The organism is Novosphingobium sp. CCH12-A3, assembly GCF_001556015.1.
In the GTDB taxonomy this organism is placed as follows: Bacteria; Pseudomonadota; Alphaproteobacteria; order Sphingomonadales; family Sphingomonadaceae; genus Novosphingobium; species Novosphingobium subterraneum.
The window spans coordinates 1-17,001 of sequence record NZ_LSIA01000218.1 but is presented as its reverse complement, the minus strand read 5'-3'; the positions used below and the strand labels follow the sequence as shown (position 1 = coordinate 17,001).

At 65.2% G+C, this 17,001-nt stretch carries 17 protein-coding genes, 1 tRNA gene and 1 other RNA gene; 8 read left to right on the top strand and 11 right to left on the bottom strand.

Annotated elements, in window-relative coordinates; genetic code table 11:
- Positions 1-88 precede the first annotated feature (88 nt).
- Positions 89-1,318 carry a dihydroorotase family protein gene (locus AX703_RS17045; RefSeq protein ID WP_062345809.1) on the bottom strand — a complete coding sequence of 410 codons (1,230 nt, stop codon included), beginning with the start codon at positions 1,316-1,318 and terminating at the stop codon, positions 89-91.
- On the bottom strand, positions 1,315-2,340 hold the full coding sequence (locus tag AX703_RS17040) for an aspartate carbamoyltransferase catalytic subunit (RefSeq protein ID WP_062345806.1): 1,026 nt from the start codon (positions 2,338-2,340) through the stop codon (positions 1,315-1,317). The genes AX703_RS17045 and AX703_RS17040 overlap by 4 nt, the downstream gene beginning before the upstream one ends.
- An 87-nt stretch (positions 2,341-2,427) precedes the next feature.
- On the opposite strand from AX703_RS17040, the gene sppA reads away from it, so the two are divergent.
- On the top strand, positions 2,428-4,305 hold the full coding sequence (sppA, locus tag AX703_RS17035) for a signal peptide peptidase SppA (RefSeq protein ID WP_062345804.1): 1,878 nt from the start codon (positions 2,428-2,430) through the stop codon (positions 4,303-4,305).
- A gap of 43 nt (positions 4,306-4,348) precedes the next feature.
- Positions 4,349-4,609 (top strand): hypothetical protein, encoded by a 261-nt coding sequence (locus tag AX703_RS17030; protein ID WP_156452109.1) that lies wholly within the window; start codon positions 4,349-4,351, stop codon positions 4,607-4,609.
- A gap of 167 nt (positions 4,610-4,776) precedes the next feature.
- Here AX703_RS17030 and AX703_RS17025 read toward each other — a convergent pair whose 3' ends face one another.
- On the bottom strand, positions 4,777-4,959 hold the full coding sequence (locus AX703_RS17025; protein ID WP_062345800.1) for a hypothetical protein: 183 nt from the start codon (positions 4,957-4,959) through the stop codon (positions 4,777-4,779).
- Positions 4,960-5,091: 132 nt separating this feature from the next.
- Between AX703_RS17025 and AX703_RS17020 the strand changes: the two genes are divergently transcribed.
- Together AX703_RS17020 and tig are read left to right on the top strand one after the other, a co-directional pair.
- Positions 5,092-5,176 (top strand) — tRNA-Leu (locus tag AX703_RS17020).
- Between the two features lie 69 nt (positions 5,177-5,245).
- Entirely contained in the window at positions 5,246-6,814 is a 1,569-nt protein-coding gene (gene tig / locus AX703_RS17015; protein WP_039336121.1) for a trigger factor, read from the top strand.
- A 383-nt stretch (positions 6,815-7,197) separates the two neighbouring features.
- Here tig and AX703_RS27510 read toward each other — a convergent pair whose 3' ends face one another.
- On the bottom strand, positions 7,198-7,422 hold the full coding sequence (locus tag AX703_RS27510; protein WP_156452108.1) for a hypothetical protein: 225 nt from the start codon (positions 7,420-7,422) through the stop codon (positions 7,198-7,200).
- A gap of 16 nt (positions 7,423-7,438) precedes the next feature.
- Between AX703_RS27510 and AX703_RS27505 the strand changes: the two genes are divergently transcribed.
- A complete protein-coding gene (locus tag AX703_RS27505) occupies positions 7,439-7,780 on the top strand; it encodes a hypothetical protein (protein ID WP_156452107.1) in 342 nt (113 codons plus the stop codon).
- Between the two features lie 76 nt (positions 7,781-7,856).
- A complete protein-coding gene (locus tag AX703_RS17005; protein ID WP_231735588.1) occupies positions 7,857-8,543 on the top strand; it encodes a thermonuclease family protein in 687 nt (228 codons plus the stop codon).
- A 272-nt stretch (positions 8,544-8,815) separates the two neighbouring features.
- Here the strand turns inward: AX703_RS17005 and AX703_RS17000 are convergent, their stop codons facing one another.
- Positions 8,816-10,279, bottom strand: coding sequence for an amidase (locus AX703_RS17000; protein ID WP_062345794.1), 1,464 nt, complete (start codon positions 10,277-10,279; stop codon positions 8,816-8,818).
- A 199-nt stretch (positions 10,280-10,478) separates the two neighbouring features.
- Here AX703_RS17000 and clpP point away from each other — a divergent pair, with 199 nt between their 5' ends.
- Both clpP and clpX read left to right on the top strand, forming a co-directional pair.
- Complete coding sequence (gene clpP, locus AX703_RS16995) at positions 10,479-11,171, top strand: ATP-dependent Clp endopeptidase proteolytic subunit ClpP (protein ID WP_039336292.1); 693 nt, start codon at positions 10,479-10,481, stop codon at positions 11,169-11,171.
- A 150-nt stretch (positions 11,172-11,321) separates the two neighbouring features.
- On the top strand, positions 11,322-12,578 hold the full coding sequence (gene clpX, locus AX703_RS16990) for an ATP-dependent Clp protease ATP-binding subunit ClpX (RefSeq protein ID WP_039336115.1): 1,257 nt from the start codon (positions 11,322-11,324) through the stop codon (positions 12,576-12,578).
- Between the two features lie 97 nt (positions 12,579-12,675).
- Here the strand turns inward: clpX and AX703_RS16985 are convergent, their stop codons facing one another.
- The 6 genes from AX703_RS16985 to AX703_RS16960 all read right to left on the bottom strand — a co-directional run bounded on the left by AX703_RS16985 (position 12,676) and on the right by AX703_RS16960 (position 16,871).
- The gene (locus AX703_RS16985) at positions 12,676-13,251 is read right to left on the bottom strand and encodes a fasciclin domain-containing protein (RefSeq protein WP_062345792.1); all 576 of its coding nucleotides are present in this window, start codon (positions 13,249-13,251) and stop codon (positions 12,676-12,678) included.
- 351 nt (positions 13,252-13,602) lie between these two features.
- Positions 13,603-14,562, bottom strand: coding sequence for a cation diffusion facilitator family transporter (locus AX703_RS16980; RefSeq protein ID WP_062345790.1), 960 nt, complete (start codon positions 14,560-14,562; stop codon positions 13,603-13,605).
- A gap of 42 nt (positions 14,563-14,604) precedes the next feature.
- Positions 14,605-15,015, bottom strand: an RNA gene (rnpB, locus tag AX703_RS16975) — RNase P RNA component class A.
- A gap of 7 nt (positions 15,016-15,022) precedes the next feature.
- Complete coding sequence (locus tag AX703_RS16970) at positions 15,023-15,727, bottom strand: N-acetylmuramoyl-L-alanine amidase (protein ID WP_039336291.1); 705 nt, start codon at positions 15,725-15,727, stop codon at positions 15,023-15,025.
- A 6-nt stretch (positions 15,728-15,733) separates the two neighbouring features.
- A complete protein-coding gene (locus tag AX703_RS16965; protein ID WP_039336109.1) occupies positions 15,734-16,381 on the bottom strand; it encodes a histidine phosphotransferase family protein in 648 nt (215 codons plus the stop codon).
- A 79-nt stretch (positions 16,382-16,460) separates the two neighbouring features.
- Positions 16,461-16,871 carry a Mov34/MPN/PAD-1 family protein gene (locus AX703_RS16960; protein WP_062345788.1) on the bottom strand — a complete coding sequence of 137 codons (411 nt, stop codon included), beginning with the start codon at positions 16,869-16,871 and terminating at the stop codon, positions 16,461-16,463.
- Between the last annotated feature and the right edge of the window lie 130 nt (positions 16,872-17,001).

The following is a 17,001-nucleotide window of genomic DNA, read 5'->3' as shown; positions in this document are numbered from 1 at the left end:
GAGCCCGATTGGTCGGGAAGTGCTCTAAAGTTACCGTGTGAGAGCGGGCGGGGGGCGCGGTACCGAAAGGTTCCGCGCCCTTGCCGTATCAGTCGATCCGCGCGCCGCCCTTGAACAGCGCGGTCACGCGGCCTTCCACGGGCCTGCGATCGAACGGGGTGTTCCCGGCGGCCGCTGCCATCTTGTCGGAATTGACGATCCACGGCCGGGCAGGATCGACCACCGCGATGTCCGCTTCCGTGCCCACCTCAAGCCGCCCGGCCTCCACGCCCAGCAGCCGCGCCGGGTTGGCGCAGAGCAGTTCGAATGCGCGGGCCATCGTGATCACGCCATCGCGGACGAGCGTGAGCGTCAGCGGCAGCAGCGTTTCGGCCCCGGCCATGCCCGGTTCCGCATCGGCAAAGGGCAAGCGCTTGTCCTCCGGCCCGCGCGGATCGTGGCCGGATGAGATCACGTCGATCGTGCCGTCGCCGATCGCCGCGATCACCGCCTTGCGGTCCGCATCCTGCCGCAGCGGCGGGGACATCCGGCAGAAGGTGCGAAACCCGACGAGTTCGAGGTCAGACAGGATGAAGTGCGCCGGCGTAACCCCCGCCGTCACCTTCACCCCACGCGCCTTGGCTGCGCGCACCAGATCGAGCGCCCGCGCGGTCGTCACCTGCCGGAAATGGACATGCGCGCCGGAAATCTCGGCCAGCGCGATGTCGCGCGCCACGGCCAGTGCTTCGGCCTCCGCTGGCGCGCTTGGCAGGCCCAGACGCGTCGCCACGTCGCCTGCCGTCGCCACGGCGCTGCCGGTGATCCCGGCATCCTCGGCATGCGTCACCACCACCAGCCCCAGCATCGCGCAATAGCGCAGCAACCGAAGCATCACGCCCGAATCCGCGATCCAGCCGCGCCCGGTCGCCACGGCCTTCGCGCCCGCATCGCGCATCAGCGCCAGTTCGGCCAGCTCGCTGCCTTCAAGCCCGCGCGTCGCCGCCGCCAGCGGGTGAACCCACATGTCCGGCTTGCCAGACTGTGCCGCGAAGCGCACCCGCGCCGGATGGTCGAGCGGCGGCCCCTGGTCGGGCATCAGCGCCGCCCGGGTGATCCCGCCGAAGTGGAACGCGGGCTTGTCGATGGCAAAAACGCCCAGATCAACGAGGCCCGGCGCGATCAGCTTGCTGCCCGCGTCGAAGACGTCGTCGCCGTCCTGCGGCGTCACATCGCCCAGCGCCACGATGCGCCCGCCCTCGCAGCGCACGGCTCCGGCAACAGGCTCGCCTGCGCCCAGCACCAGCTTCCCGCCGGTGATCGTCAAAGGCCGCGCGATCATGCTGCTGCTCCTTGCGCATCCCAGCCCGGCACGCCGCGCGTCCGGCGGGTCAGCACTTCAAGGCAGGCCATGCGGATCGCCACGCCCATTTCCACCTGCCGCGTGATCAGGCTGCGCGTTGGGTGGTCGGCCACGGTCGAATCGATCTCGATCCCGCGGTTCATCGGACCCGGATGCATCACGAAGGCATCGGGCTCGGCCTTGGCCAGCCGCTCCGGCGTAAGCCCGTAAAGATGGCGGTATTCGCGGGGCGAGGGGATGAACTGCCCGCTCATGCGCTCCTGCTGCAGGCGCAGCATCATCACGATGTTGGCGCCCTTCAATGCCGCATCGAAATCGTGGAACGGCGTCACTCCCATCGCCTCGACCTCGGCCGGCATCAGCGCGGGCGGCGCGCAGACCCGCACGTCCGCGCCCAGCGCCGTCAGGCTCAGGATGTTGGATCGCGCCACGCGGCTGTGCAGGATATCCCCGCAGATAGTCACCTTCAGCCCGTTGAGGTCTGACCCCACCGGCAGCCCCAGCGCGTGGCGCATCGTCAGCGCATCCAATAGCGCCTGCGTCGGGTGTTCGTGCTGCCCGTCGCCTGCGTTGAGCACCGGGCAATCGACCTTCTCGGCAATCAGCCGCACCGCGCCGGAACTCGCATGGCGGATCACGATGGCATCGGCGCGCATGGCGTTGAGCGTCATCGCCGTGTCGATCAGCGTCTCGCCCTTTTTCACGCTGCTGGTGGCGGCGTGCATGTTGACCACGTCCGCGCCCAGCCGCTTGCCCGCGATCTCGAAGCTCAGGAGCGTCCGGGTGGAGTTCTCGAAGAAGGCGTTGATGATCGTCAGACCGTTCAGCAGATCGGTCTTCTTCTTCGGCTGCCGGTTCAGCTCCACCCATTGCTCCGCCTCGTCGAGGAGGTAGAGAATCTCGTGGCGCGCGAGCTGGCCGATGCCGGTCAGGTCACGGTGCGGGTAGGCGAGGCCGCCCGCTGGATAGCGGTCCGCTTGGGGTTTGGTTGAGCTTTGCATTAAAGCCAGTTCCCTAGAGGGCAGGCCCACCATTCTCAAGCCGTTTCCCGCTGGCAAAGCGCGCCCGTCCACAATAGTCTGCGCCCCATGAGCTTTGCCAAATCGGTCTGGAAGATCCTCGTCGCCATCAAGGACGGTCTCGTCCTGCTGTTCCTGCTGCTTTTCTTCGCAGGCCTTTACACCGTCCTCACGCTGCGGCCCGCTCCCGGCATGGTCCGCGAAGGTGCGCTCTACCTGCCGCTCGAAGGCCGCGTGGTGGAAGAAGCGAGCGAGATTTCGCCCACGCAATTGCTGTCAGGCCAGACGCCCGAACCGGAATACACCGCCCGCGACGTCTCGCGCGCCATTGCCGCTGCGGCAGACGACAAGCGCATCAAGGCCGTCGTGCTCGATCTCGAAGCCTTCGGCGGCGGCTCGGCCGTCCACCTCAGCCAGATCGGCGCAGCGATGGACAAGGTGCGCGCGGCAAAGAAGCCCGTGCTCGTCCGCGCGCTGATCTACACCGACGATGCGATGCAACTGGCCGCGCATTCGTCCGAAGCGTGGGTCGATCCCATGGGCGGCGTTGCCATCAGCGGCCCCGGCGGCACGCTGCTGTTCTACAAGGGCCTGATCGACAAGCTGAAAGCCAACGTCCACGTCTTCAAGGTCGGCACCTACAAGAGCGCGGTGGAGCCCTACATCCGCGCCGAAATGTCGCCCGAAGCGCGCGAGGCGATGCAGGCAGTCTATGGCACGCTGTGGCAGAACTGGCAGGACGAGGTGAAGAAGGCCCGCCCCAAGGCCGACCTGACCCTCGCCACCACCGACCCGGCCAAGTGGGTGCGCGACAATGGAAACGACGCTGCACAAGCCGCGCTCAAGTCCGGCCTTGTCGACAAGATCGGTGACCGCGTGGCTTTCGGAAAGCGCGTGGCCGAGATTGCCGGCGCAGACGAAGACGCCGGGCTTGGCGCCTTCAAGGCCACCGAACTCCTGGTCTATCTGGCTGACAAGCCCGTCTCGAAGCAGGGCAGGGCCGTCGCCGTCGTCACCGTCGCGGGCGAAATCGTCGATGGCGATGCCGGCCCCGGCACCGCGGGCGGCGATCGCATTGCCGATCTGGTCGACGGCGTGGCGCAGAGCGATGACTATGCTGGCCTCGTCCTGCGCGTCGATTCGCCGGGCGGCTCGGTCATGGCGTCCGAACGCATCCGCGCGGCGGTGGAGCGGGTGAAGGCCAAGGGCCTGCCGGTCGCCGTCTCGATGGGCAGCCTTGCCGCCAGTGGCGGGTACTGGGTCTCCACGCCCGCCCAGCGCATCTTTGCCGAGCCCAGCACGATCACCGGCTCGATCGGCGTTTTTGCCGTGCTGCCCACGCTCGAACAGACTCTGCCGCAATATGGCGTAACCACCGATTCGATCCGCACCACCCCGCTTTCGGGCCAGCCCGACCTGCTGGGCGGCCTCAGCCCGCAGGTGGAGGCGCTGTTGCAGGGTCAGGTCGAACAGACCTACAGCCGCTTCCTCGGCCTCGTCGCCAAGGCGCGCGGCAAGTCATCGGCCGACATCGACAGAATCGCGCAGGGGCGCATCTGGGACGGGGGCACCGCCCGCCAGCTCGGCCTCGTCGACCAGTTCGGCGGCCTCGACGATGCGGTGGCGTGGGTCGCCAAACAGGCCAAGGCCGAAACCTTCCACGCCGCCTACATCGAAGACGAACCCAGCCCCTTCGCCCAGCTCCTCCGCCAGATGGAAACCGGCGAAGCGCCCGAGGCACGGGCACACGATCTGGCGGGCGCGCTGGCGGCGCAACAGCAGGGCCTTATGGCGCGGATGCAGGCGGACGTGATGCGCCTGATGGAAGGCGGCGGGATCAGGGCTTATTGTCTGGAGTGTGGGGGGGATGATGGCGCGGGCGCTAGAATTCAGCCGCAGCAGTCTCACTTTGGTGTGATTGCGATGCTGACGAGGTTGGTAGCGTAGGCCTGAGCGACCTTAGTCAGTTACGGGGGTAAAGATGCGTACGATGTCAGTTGAGATTTACTCTGATGCAACCAATGCAGCGGTCATGCGGCATCCTGACCGTAAGTTTCCGGGAATGCTGATTCAGGGGGACTCCCTCAACAATATGTACAGCATGGCATTGGGTGCACTCTCGGGTGCGGAACCGGATTCAGATCATTGGTACGATCTGAAGGAACTGGTTGATCAGCTAGAGCATCGGGTAAGACTCTACGTCAAAGTCCTTAAGGAGCACGGTTTGGAGTTGCCGTTTCCTGAAAGCTGATTGCCACGGATCATCCTGCCCCGCCGATCCGCGGAGTTGAATTGAAGCACAAAAACGGCATCGCCCCGGGCTTGACCCGAGGGGCCGCTTTTCTTCCGCGCAACCCCTTCAAAAAGAAGCGGGATCCCGGGTCAAGCCCGGGATGACGAGGAAGAAGATGCTACAAATCAATCCGGTGCCGCTGGCACTTCCTGCGGCGCGCCCGGCTGAACCTGATCCGGCTCGACCACCGGCGCTTCATCGGGCTGGATGACGGGCGGCACGCCGTCCGGTTCGGTCACCGGCGGGCTTTCGGGCGGGGACTGGGGTTCGATTCGGTCTGGCTGCGGGGAATCGGGGGTCGTGGCCATCGTGCGGCTCCTTGAAAGGTTTGCGCTTTCTTCCCCAACTCAGGCCGTCATACACTGTTCCGAGCCGTAATTCCAAGGCGCTTGCCCTTTTCCGGCCACTGCGATAGGGGCACCGCTCGCTTTTCGCCGGATGCGGGCGTGGCGGAACTGGTAGACGCGCTGGATTTAGGTTCCAGTATCGCAAGATGTGGGGGTTCGAGTCCCTTCGCCCGCACCAGTCCGCGCGCCGGCGTCCGAGTCAGCTTTTCCCGCGCAAGCGCGTGACATACATGAAAGTTGGATCAGGATGCAGATCGTCGAAACCACCAACGAGGGCCTGAAGCGCGCCTACACCGTCACCATCCCCGCGGCCGACATCGCCGCCCGGGTCGAAGGTGAGGTCAAGAAGATCGCGCCGCAGGTGCGCATGCCCGGCTTCCGCCCCGGCAAGGTGCCCGCCAACCTCGTCCGCAAGATGCACGGCCCGGCGCTCCACCAGGAAGCGCTGCAGACCACCATCCGCGAAGCGATGGACAAGCTGGTTGCCGACAACAAGCTGCGCCCCGCGATGCAGCCCGCCGTCTCGCTCGGCGAAGGCTATGACGAAGGCAAGGACGCCGAACTGACCGTCGAGCTGGAAGTCCTGCCCCAGATCGAAGCGCCCTCGCTCGATGGCCTGAAGCTTGAAAAGCTGACCGTTCCCGTCACCGAAGCCGAAGTCGACGAAGCCGTTGCCCGCATCGGCGCTGGCCAGAAGTCCTTCACCGACGCCAAGAAGGGCGCGAAGGCCAAGGACGGCGACCAGATCATCATCGACTTCCTCGGCAAGGTCGATGGCGTTGCCTTCGAAGGCGGCGCGGCTGAAGACACCCCGCTGGAACTCGGCGCTGGCCGCTTCATCCCCGGCTTCGAGGAACAGCTCGTCGGCGTGAAGGCCGGTGACGAAACCGTCATCACCGTGACCTTCCCGGAAGACTACCCGGCCGAAAACCTCAAGGGCAAGGAAGCCACCTTCGACATCAAGGTCAAGGCGGTGAAGAACCCCGGTGAGTTCGAAGCCAACGACGAATTCGCCAAGATGCTCGGCCTCGAAAGCCTCGAGCAATTGAAGACCCTGCTGCGCGGCCAGCTGGAGCAGGAAACTGCCGGCCTGACCCGCACCCAGATGAAGCGCGCGCTGCTCGATCAGCTTGCCGCCGGTCACGATTTCGCCGTGCCGCCTTCGATGGTCGATGCCGAGTTCGAGCAGATCTGGGCCCAGCTTCAGCAGGAAGCCCAGAACGAAGAGAACCCTGAAGAGGCCCTGAAGGAAATCGAGGCCGAGAAGGACGATTACCGCAAGATCGCCGAACGCCGCGTGCGCCTCGGCCTGCTCCTGTCGGAAATCGGCCAGGCCAACGGCGTGACCGTTTCTGCCCAAGAAATGGAAATGCTGATCCGCCAGGCTGCCCAGCAGTACCGCGAACAGGACCGCCAGCGCTTCGTCGACTACGTGCGTTCGGAACCGCTTGCCGCCGCCCAGCTGCGCGCGCCGCTCTATGAGGACAAGGTCGTCGACTTCCTGTTCGACAAGGCCGAAGTCACCGAGCGCGAAGTGACCAAGGAAGAGCTGCAGGCCGCGATCGAGGCCGAGGAAGGCGCTGCCGCCGCTCCGGCCAAGGCCGCCAAGAAGGCTCCGGCCAAGAAGAAGGCTGCCAAGGACGAAGCTCCGGCCGAGGAAGCTGCTGCTCCTGCTGAAGCTGAAGCCGAAGCGCCGAAGAAGAAGGCCGCTCCCAAGAAGAAGGCTGCCGAGGAAGCCCCTGCTGCCGAAGCCGCCGCTGAAGAAGCGCCTGCTCCGAAGAAGAAGGCTGCACCGAAGAAGAAGGCCGAAGGCTGATCTCCATTTCGGATTGATCCGGTTCGCAAGAGCCGGATTTCGGACGGCCCGGCGCGCATCAGCACGCCGGGCCGTTGGCGTTTTTGGCCATCCGCTACGTAATTGCGCGCCGCTTGAATGCGTAATTCGTTAGGAAAAGTGCAGACCATTCGGTTTCCGATCCATCTCCCGTTCGCACCCGAGTCGCATTGTGCCAGCATCCATCGGCAAGGAACCTCGTCTGGGGGAACTGCCATGCACACCGTTCGCAATCGTGTTGCCTCGCGTCCACGTCCGCCCCGCGCGTCCATCAGGGGGAAAGCGCCTCGCTCCAAAGCGTCGGCAGTCTCGCTGCGTGAGCCTTCCTTCCTGCTGCGCCAGGCCAATCCGCCAGCCTTTCCCGATCACCTTATCCTGCCAGCACCGCGCGGCGCGGTGATCGCCAGCATCCCGTGGCCGGAAGCGCCAGCCACGCCCTCATCGAAGAAGCCCCGCAAGGTCGCCAAGGGGAAGAGCGCAAAGCGCCGCCCCACCACCGCCCGCAAGGCCAGCCGCAAGAAACCCGCAAATCGGACCAGGGCCCCCGCGAAGCGAGCTTCGGCTGCAGCAACCGCTGCGCTGCCGTCCACGGAGGCTCCCGCTGCCATGACCACGATCGACCTGCTCGACCGCGCGCTCGCGCTGGAGCCCGAAGTTCCCGAAGCACTGCCTCAACGCCATTCGGCCACAGCCTCCGCAACCGTGGCCGAACCCACCCCGCTGCCGCGCTCGCACGCCCCCATGCGTCCGCGCGGCAGCGGCCTTTTGGAAGTCATCTCGCAGTGGTTCCACAGCCTGGCGGCCTGGCGAAGGATGCGCAGGGACACCGCGCAGAAACGCAGCAGCCTCGCTCGCGCCAATGCCCGCCAGCGCGCGCTGCAATCGCAATTCGAAGCCCTCGAAGCCCTGCAGTCACAGGCGCAAATTCAGGCGCAAACCAAATCCTAACTTTGCTTGCGCGAAGGAATGGCCTGCCCCGGTCAGGAAATTCCCTTTGCGCGTCTTCATTGCCTTGCTGCTTGCCATGCCCCCGCTTCCCGCTGCCGCGCAGATCATCAGCGGCAATGCCACGGCGCTCGATGGCGACACGATCGACATGACCGGCCAGCGTATCCGCCTGTTCGGCATCGACGCGCCCGAACTCGGCCAAAAATGCGCGCGCGGCGGCACAAACTGGGACTGCGGCGCAGATGCGAAGCGTCATCTTGGCCTACTGTTGCAGACGGGTGAGGTGAAATGCAGCGTCCGGGCGCAGAACGCGCAAGGCCTCGCGGTTGGCCAGTGCATGATTGACGAACGGGACCTGTCCGAAGCCATGGTCGCCGCCGGGTTTGCCGTTGCCATTGAAAACAGCCCCGGCGACGCGCCCTATCTGGAAGTGGAACAGGCCGTGAAGACCGCGAAGGCCGGCATCTGGGCGGGCACATTCGATCGGCCATCAGACTGGAGGAAGGCCCATCCTCAGGCCCGTATTGCGGCAAGCGCCAGCCAGAGGGCGCAAGGGGTTGCGCGATCGACGCGGGCCAGCGGGGCCCAGGTCTATCGCAATGCCTTCGGCTGCGCGATCAAGGGCAATGTCAGCCAGCGCAATGGCGAGTACATCTATTACCTGCCCGGCATGAAGTACTATGACGGGACCCGGCCCGAGCGGCTCTTCTGCACCGAGGAAGAGGCCCAGGCAGCAGGCTTCCGCCGGTCCCGCGGCGGCTAGGGTCAGGACCCATTACTCACACCTTCGAGGCGCCGGAATGGCGAACATATCGGGCGGAAATGCGCGCCGGGAAGGCTGGTTGCCTTTCCAAGCGGATTTCCGTTCGAGATGGAAGCCATTCCAGCGTCCCGCAGGTATTTGACCAAAATGGCCCATCGCTACGTTGGATGGGCTTGAAATAGAACCACTATTCCCGCGCCCATCCGCCTTGCGCTGAGCTATTTTGCCTCAAACCTCGAAGGTGCGAGTAATGGGTCCTGACCCTAGGGACCTTACTCCCCCCAGCGCTTGAACGAGGGGACAGGCACTGCGGCGGTCCGGGCGCGTTCGTAGGCAGCGCCCGCTTCCAATACGCGCTTGTCGTCCCACTTCGCGCCCATGATCGAAAGGCCGATGGGCAGGCCCTCTACCGCGCCCATCGGCACGGACAGATGCGGATATCCCGCGATGGCCGAGAGATTGCCGGCGCCCACGCCAACGAAGTGATCGCCCAGCACCAGGTCGATCGGCCAGGCCGGGCCCTCGGTCGGCGCGACAAGGAAGGTCACCTTGTTCTCGCGCAGCAGCCTGTCGATGCCTTCGGCCCCGGCGAGCTTGAGCGAATTGGCGCGTGCGGCGGTATAGCCGATCTGGTCGGTCGTCGCTTCGGCCTGCTCGAAAACGTCCTGCCCGAACCAGCGCAGTTCCTCTGGATGCGCCTTGTTGAAGGCGATCAGGTCGGCAAGCGACTTCGGCCCCTGCTTGGCGGGCAGGGAGCGCAGGTAGGCGCCCATGTCCTCGCGCAATTCGTAGAGCAGCACGGTGAACTCGTCGCGGCCCATCTCGGGCGAGGGTTCGAACGCGATCTCGACCAGCTCCGCGCCCGCCGCCGTCAGGTCGGTCAGCGCCTTGTCGAACAGGGCAAGCAGGGCAGGGTGGTTGCCCGCCTGCTTGCGCAGCACGCCGATGCGGACGCCTTTGAGGCTGGCGGTGGCGAGGCCTGCGGTGAAGTCTGCCTTGCGCTTGTCGGCCTCGGCGGTGGCGCTATCGGCGGGGTCGGTCCCGGCGAGCGCATTCATCAGCCGCGCGGCATCGGCGACGCTGCGGGTCATCGGTCCCGCCGTGTCCTGGCTGTGGCTGATCGGAACGACATGGGTGCGGCTGACCATGCCGACAGTGGGCTTGAAACCGACGATGCCATTGACCGAGGCCGGGCAGGTGATCGACCCGTCGGTCTCGGTGCCGATGGCTGCCCAGGCAAGGCCCGCGGCCACCGCCGAGCCGCTGCCTGATGACGATCCGCATGGGCTCCGGTCGATCGCGTGGGGGTTCTTCGTCTGTCCTCCGATCGCGCTCCAGCCGCTGGACGACGAGGACGAGCGGATGTTGGCCCATTCCGAAAGGTTGGTCTTGCCCAGGATCACCGCTCCCGCCTTGCGCAGCCTTGCGACAAGCGGAGCGTCGCGGCCGGTGACGTTGTCTTTCAGGGCCAGGCTTCCGGCGGTCGTAGCCATCGGGCCTGCGACCTCGATATTGTCCTTGATCAGCACCGCCTTGCCCGCAAGCGGTCCCTTGACCTTCCTGGCGGCAGCCTCCTCCTTCGCCGCATCGGGGTTGATCGCCAGCACCGCATTCAGCTGCGGCCCGGCGTCGTCGACCGCCGCGATCCGTGCCAGGTAATCGGACACACTCTGCGCCGCGCCGCATGAAGGTAGTGCAGCAGCGGCCATGGCAGAGCAAAGAAACAGCAATTTCATCAAGCCGACCCCATGCCAGAATCTCCGCCCGATGCTGCGCACGGCCCGCCGCACTTGCAAGCGCCTTGATGGCGGCAGCACCTTCGGGCGTGTCACCAAACCGGCTTTCGACCCGCAAATCCCCGGATTCGCGGTTAACGCCCTTGAACATCGCGCCGTGGCACGCGACATAGCGAAGCCTAACCATATGAGGATTTCCATGCTCGACCTGTTCGGCGCATCGAGTGCGCAAGGCAAATTCACCACCGATCCCGTCACCGGCGCGCTGATCCCGGTCGTGGTCGAACAATCGAGCCGCGGCGAACGCAGCTTCGACATCTATTCGCGCCTGCTGCGCGAACGCATCATCTTCGTGACCGGCGAAGTCGAGGACCACATGGCCTCGGTGATCATCGCCCAGCTCCTGTTCCTCGAATCGGAAAATCCGTCGAAGGACATCTCGATGTACATCAACTCGCCGGGCGGCGTGGTGACGGCAGGTCTCGCGATCTACGACACCATGCAATACATCCGCCCCCGCGTGTCGACCGTGTGCATCGGCCAGGCTGCGTCGATGGGCTCGTTCCTGCTTGCTGCCGGTGAGCCGGGCATGCGCATTGCGCTGCCCAACGCGCGCATCATGGTCCACCAGCCTTCGGGCGGCGCACGCGGCATGGCCTCGGACATCGAGATCCAGGCGCGCGAGATCCTGCGCATCCGCAAGCGCATGAACGACCTTTACGTCAAGTTCACCGGCCGCTCGCTCGACGAGATCGAGAAGGCGATGGACCGCGACACCTTCCTCGAAGCCGAGGAAGCGAAGAACTTCGGGCTCGTCGACAAGGTGTTCGAGTCGCGTCCGGTGACCGATTCGGTCGGCGGCGAAGAAGGTTCGGGCGGCGCACCCGCATAAGGAATAACCCTGAGGGTCAAGGCCTTAAGCCCAGCGAAAGGCTTTGCCCCTTAGGATCACGTTACTGTAATCGAGTCCGGTTGATTAATGCCCTTGCGGTAGTAGGATGATCGGGCCCGCCTCTCGTGGAGAGGCGCCTGGGATGGACGAATGACCAAGCTTTCCGGATCGGATACCAAGAGCACCCTCTACTGCAGCTTCTGCGGCAAATCGCAGCACGAAGTGCGCAAGCTCATCGCCGGGCCGACCGTGTTCATCTGCGATGAATGCGTCGAACTGTGCAACGACATCATCCGTGAAGAGACCAAGGCCGGCATCGCCGGCAAGAAGGATGGCGGCGTACCAACCCCGCGCGACATCTTCGAGACTCTGAACGACTACGTGATCGGCCAGGACCGCGCCAAGCGCGTGCTCTCGGTGGCCGTCCACAACCACTACAAGCGCCTCAAGCACAGCGGCAAGGGCGGCGATGTTGAACTGTCGAAGTCGAACATCCTGCTCGTCGGCCCGACCGGTTCGGGCAAGACGCTGCTGGCACAGACGCTTGCCAAGACCTTCGACGTGCCCTTCACCATGGCCGATGCCACCACGCTGACCGAAGCCGGTTACGTGGGCGAGGACGTGGAGAACATCATCCTCAAGCTGCTGCAGGCGTCCGACTACAACGTCGAGAAGGCGCAGCACGGTATCGTCTACATCGACGAGATCGACAAGATCAGCCGCAAGGCCGAGAATCCATCGATCACGCGCGACGTTTCGGGCGAAGGCGTGCAGCAGGCGCTGCTCAAGCTGATGGAAGGCACCACCGCCTCGGTTCCCCCGCAGGGCGGGCGCAAGCATCCGCAGCAGGAGTTCCTGCAGGTCGACACCACGAACATCCTGTTCATCTGCGGCGGCGCCTTTGCGGGCCTCGACAAGATCATTGCCGACCGCCTGCAGAAGCGCTCGATTGGCTTCGGCGCGCACGTTGCCGATCCCGAAAAGCGCCGCGTGGGCGAACTGCTCCAGAAGTCGGAACCTGAGGATCTCCTCAAGTTCGGCCTGATCCCCGAATTCGTCGGCCGCCTGCCCGTGATCGCGACCCTGAACGACCTCGACATCGAGGCGCTGGTCAAGATCCTCAAGGAGCCGAAGAACGCGCTGATCAAGCAGTACGCCAAGCTGTTCGAGCTGGAAGACGTGACGCTGACCTTCACCGACGACGCCCTGGAAGCGATCGCCAAGAAGGCCATCGAACGCAAGACCGGCGCGCGCGGGCTTCGCTCGATCGTCGAAGGCCTGCTGCTCGACACCATGTTCGACGTGCCGACCGAGACCGACATCAACGAGGTCGTGGTCGACAAGGACGTCGTCGAAGGTCGCAAGGAACCGATCCGCGTCCACAAGGGCAAGGAAGAAGCGGCCTGATTTCCGGCTTCGACTGAACATGAAAGAGGGCGGGTACCGAGAGGCACCCGCCCTTTTTGTTGGCCACTGCCCCCCTGTTTGGAAGGGGCAAGCAAGATCAGTTCGGCAGCGAGACCGCGTCGGTCACATGGATCACGCCGTTCTTCTGCATCACATCGGCTTGCGTCACGTGGGCCATGCCGCCCTTTTCGTCGGTGAGCATGACGGTATCGCCCATCAGCGAGGCCGTGAGCTTGCCGCCCGCGACGGTGGTGAGTTCGGTCTTGCCGCCATCGGCCTTGATCTTGGCGACGAGCTGCGCCGCCGTCACCTTGCCCGCCACGACGTGATAGGTCAGGACCTTGGTCAGCGCGGCCTTGCTTTCGGGCTTGAGCAGGGTGTCGACAGTGCCTGCAGGCAGCTTGGCGAAGGCAGCGTTGGTGGGAGCGAAGACGGTGAACGGACCGGTGCCATTCAGCGTATCGACGAGGCCGGCGGCCTTGACCGCGGCGACAAGCGTGGTGTGATCGGCCGAGTTCACCGCGTTCTCGACGATGGTCTTCGAGGGGTACATTGCGGCGCCGCCGACCATCTTGGTCTCTTCATGGTGGTTGGCGAAGGCAGGCGTGACCAACGCGGGTGCTGCAGTGGCGGCAGTAGCGGCGAGGGCCGCGATCAGGAACTTCGAGCTCATCGGTAACTCCTTGGTCGAAACGTGGCTGTATCCGGCGCAAGATCTGAGGCTGCCGGCCCGCCCCTCCGCGACCAGAGGTGGTAGCTGCCCGGGGCGATTCCACATGGCCCATGGTGCATGTGCTTGATTACGAAGTGTAATTGGCAAAAAATAGGCGCGCTGCGTGGGGCAGCGCGCCTGAAGAATTGGTACCCCCGGCCGAAGGGAACGAGTAGCCGGGGATCAAGGGAGGAACCGGGGCGGAGGGGTAAGTCTGCCCCGATCGGAACGTCTCCGGATGCCAATATGGCCCTCTGTGCCGTGCCCTGCGACCTGTCTCTTGGGACATTGAGGGATGCACGATGGGGCTGTTTACACCACGTTATCGTGCAACAGCGCGCATTCGTGGCCATCGATCGTCTCGACCTGGACGGTTGCGTGGCCAATGCCGAAATCATGGTCCAGTTCATGCGCGAGCTGGTGGAGGAAGCTGTCACCCGGATGGCCGCCCGGCATCACGAGGTGCGCGGTCAGCGCGGTCTCGGTCGTGCTCATCGGCCAGATGTGCAGATCGTGCACCGCCTCGACCCCGCTCAGCGAGTTGAGGAAGTGCCGCACTTTCTGCTCGTCGATTCCGGGCGGAACGGCGTGCAGGCCCATGCGCAGCGAATCCTTGAGCAGCCCCCATGTGCCTGCGGCGATGATGCCGACAATGACAAGGCTGGTGACCGGATCGATCCATTGCGCACCTGTCAGCGTGATCAGCAGGCCTGCGACAACGACGCCGGCCGAAACCGCAGCGTCTGCAGCCATGTGCAGGTAGGCGCCGCGGATGTTGATATCGTGCTTGCGCCCTCGCATGAACATCAGCGCCGTGACGGTGTTGATCACGATGCCGACGGCGGCTACCGCCATGACCGGACCACCCGCAACCGGCTCGGGCTCTATCAGCCGACGGATCGTCTCGACCAGGATGGCGCCCAGCGCGACCAGCAGGAACGCGGCATTGCCGAGGGCGGCCAGGATCGAGCTGGACTTGAAGCCATAGGTGAAGCGGGCCGAGGGCGGCCGCGCTGCCAGCACGCTGGCGGTCCAGGCGATGACGAGGCCGAGCACGTCGGACAGGTTGTGTCCGGCATCTGCCACCAGCGCCATCGAACCGGCAATCACGCCGTAGACCGCCTCGACCACGACAAAGCCGAGGTTCAGCGTGATGCCGACGGCAAAGGCCCGGCCGAAGTTGGCGGGAGCGTGGGAATGGCCATGGCCATGGTGGTCATGCCCGTGCCCATGCCCATGATGATCGTGATGGTGATGATGGCCGCCGGACATGGACACGTCCTAACAACTTGCAGCGCTGTAGGAAACCATCGAAGCGCCAGGGGGCCTGTAAGCCGGGTTCTGTAGCGCCGACGGTATCCCACAAGTGGACCGTATCGCCGCTGGCAGCCATTCCTCTAGGCGGACCGTTGCCGGAACGCTCAAGCAATCAACCCGGACTGCTGGCCCGAAACAAGCCTGCTCCGAAGAGCGCGCAGTCCCTATTCGATCTTGCTCCGGGTGGGGTTTGCCGTGCCGCTTCCGTTGCCGGTCGCGCGGTGCGCTCTTGCCGCACCCTTTCACCCTTACTCGTCCTTGCGGACTAGCGGTCTGCTCTCTGTGGCACTTTCCCTTGACCTTCCACCTTGCGGTGTCAGGCCCGGCGGGCGTTACCCGCCACCCTTGTTTCGTGGAGCCCGGACTTTCCTCGGGATCTTGCGATCACGCGGCTGCCCGGCCCCCTGGCGAGCGGTCACCTAGCATGACCGAGATCGCGTTCCAACAGGAGTTCGAACAGCAATGCGCCGATCTGGCCATCGACCTGCCCATCGATCCGGTGTGGCCGCCAGCGCCGCTGGAAGGCGCGCACTGCGGCTTCCTGATCGGAAATGTCATAGCCGAAGCGTTCGAGGGCGAGGAAGAACGCAGCCTCGTTGTCGTAGAGCAGCCGCATCGAGAGCTTGGGTGTGGGCAGGCAGAGGCGGTGCCGAGCGAGCAATTCCCACGGGAACAACTCGCCCGGATCTTCCTTGCGCGCCGGGGCGACGTCGGAATGGCCGACAACGTTGGCGCGGGGCACGTTGTGCCGCTTGACGATATCGGCGAGCAGCGGCAGCAGCGCCTCGATCTGGGCGTCGGGGAAGGGGCGGTAGCCGAATTCGTGGCCGGGATTTACCAGTTCGATCCCGACGCTCGCCGAGTTTATATCGGTGATCCCGCGCCAGGAGGACCGCCCGGCGTGCCAGGCGCGCTTGTCCTCGTCCACCAGGCCGGTGACGGTGCCGTCCTCGTCGATCATGTAGTGCGCCGAGACTTCCGCTGCCGGATCGCAGAGCCGATCAAGCGCCGCCTGTGCGGTCTCCATGCCGGTATAGTGCAGCACCACCATGGTGACCGGCAGCTTGCGCTCGTTCCAGTTCGGCGATGGCACCTCGCGATGGACGAGCCAGCGGCGCATCATGGATCAGGCTGCCGGGAGCACTGCGCCCATGACCAGGCTTTCCGCCGTGACGTGGACCTGCACCCCGCCGCCGACCGAGGCGGCAAGCTGCTGGACCATCGCGGCGGGCGCCGTCTTGCTGGACAGTTCGCTTGCAGCCAACGTGCCTTCAAGCGCCTGACCGACCGCCGGATCAAACGCCACGCGCTGCCCGGCGGCGCGCACGACGATCTCGATCGCGCCGCCGTTCACTTCTGCACCGATATCGAGCGTGCCGCCGCGGACCAGCGCGTCGAGCCCGATCAGGGCGAGGTTGAGCAGGGTCTTCACCGCGGGCTTGGCCAAGGCATCGACGCCGAACATCCAGTTCACCGCGACACGCCCGTTGCTGCCGGCCAGCGCATCGATCAGGGCGCGCGCCTCGTTCACCGGCACGGAATCGCCGAAGCCGCCGGCCGCACCGAAGGCGAGGCGGAAGAACTTGAGCTTGTCTGCCGATGCCTTCGCGCTCTGTTCGAGCAGTTCGAAGCAGCGCTGGCGCATTTCGGGGTCCTTCTCCTCGACGAGGAGTTCGAGACCGTTTGAAAGCGCGCCTACCGGGCTGAGCATGTCATGGCAAAGGCGCGAGCAGAGCAGGCTGGCGAGATCGAGCGCGGAAGCAGGTGCTGTCATGTTCTGATGGAAGGCCTTTTTGGATCAGTGGTCTGCGCAAGGGGCTCTGTGCGAGCAAACGGGTTGATGCCTTACAGCCTTAGCCAGCGATGACCGCATAGGAAAGCGCTTCGAACCCGTTCGGGCCATCGTGCCAACACGTAATTGCCCACGATCCGTCGCGGACCGGCGCGGCAATCGCCCAGACCTTGCCATCGTGCGCGGCGCTGGCTGCGTCGGTGGATGACGGGCGGGCAAGGCCGTTGGGATGCGTGTGAAAATAGCCGAGAACGTCCGGCCCGCCAGCCCGCGCCGCCTTGTGCGCGGCGATGAGGGCGGCGGGATCGATCTCGAAATGGCGCGCCGGGTCGGCGGCGACATTGGCGGTGCGAACGGCGGTTTCCACGCGGGTGTCCCAGCCAAGCAGGAGGCCGCACGCCTCGTCGGGGCAGGCATCGCGGGCCGCCACCGTCATCGTCGCAATTGCGCTGCTGGCTATCTCGAACGGCATGGCGTTGCTGTGGCGGGGAGAGGCGGTGGTTGCAAGGGGGGCGCCTGATTTGCCACCCCCGCTCCCCCGTCCTTCGGCTCGTCGCGCAGGCGGCGAGGCTCGGGCGACTCGCGCTGAGGTTCCGTGAGGA

Coding starts and splice junctions, on each gene's coding strand:
- AX703_RS17045 (WP_062345809.1), bottom strand. CDS start 1,318: ATGATCGCGCGGCCTTTGACGATCACCGGCGGGAAGCTGGTGCTGGGC.
- AX703_RS17040 (WP_062345806.1), bottom strand. CDS start 2,340: ATGCAAAGCTCAACCAAACCCCAAGCGGACCGCTATCCAGCGGGCGGC.
- sppA (WP_062345804.1), top strand. CDS start 2,428: ATGAGCTTTGCCAAATCGGTCTGGAAGATCCTCGTCGCCATCAAGGAC.
- AX703_RS17030 (WP_156452109.1), top strand. CDS start 4,349: ATGTCAGTTGAGATTTACTCTGATGCAACCAATGCAGCGGTCATGCGG.
- AX703_RS17025 (WP_062345800.1), bottom strand. CDS start 4,959: ATGGCCACGACCCCCGATTCCCCGCAGCCAGACCGAATCGAACCCCAG.
- tig (WP_039336121.1), top strand. CDS start 5,246: ATGCAGATCGTCGAAACCACCAACGAGGGCCTGAAGCGCGCCTACACC.
- AX703_RS27505 (WP_156452107.1), top strand. CDS start 7,439: ATGACCACGATCGACCTGCTCGACCGCGCGCTCGCGCTGGAGCCCGAA.
- AX703_RS17005 (WP_231735588.1), top strand. CDS start 7,857: ATGCCCCCGCTTCCCGCTGCCGCGCAGATCATCAGCGGCAATGCCACG.
- AX703_RS17000 (WP_062345794.1), bottom strand. CDS start 10,279: ATGAAATTGCTGTTTCTTTGCTCTGCCATGGCCGCTGCTGCACTACCT.
- clpP (WP_039336292.1), top strand. CDS start 10,479: ATGCTCGACCTGTTCGGCGCATCGAGTGCGCAAGGCAAATTCACCACC.
- clpX (WP_039336115.1), top strand. CDS start 11,322: ATGACCAAGCTTTCCGGATCGGATACCAAGAGCACCCTCTACTGCAGC.
- AX703_RS16985 (WP_062345792.1), bottom strand. CDS start 13,251: ATGAGCTCGAAGTTCCTGATCGCGGCCCTCGCCGCTACTGCCGCCACT.
- AX703_RS16980 (WP_062345790.1), bottom strand. CDS start 14,562: ATGTCCGGCGGCCATCATCACCATCACGATCATCATGGGCATGGGCAC.
- AX703_RS16970 (WP_039336291.1), bottom strand. CDS start 15,727: ATGCGCCGCTGGCTCGTCCATCGCGAGGTGCCATCGCCGAACTGGAAC.
- AX703_RS16965 (WP_039336109.1), bottom strand. CDS start 16,381: ATGACAGCACCTGCTTCCGCGCTCGATCTCGCCAGCCTGCTCTGCTCG.
- AX703_RS16960 (WP_062345788.1), bottom strand. CDS start 16,871: ATGCCGTTCGAGATAGCCAGCAGCGCAATTGCGACGATGACGGTGGCG.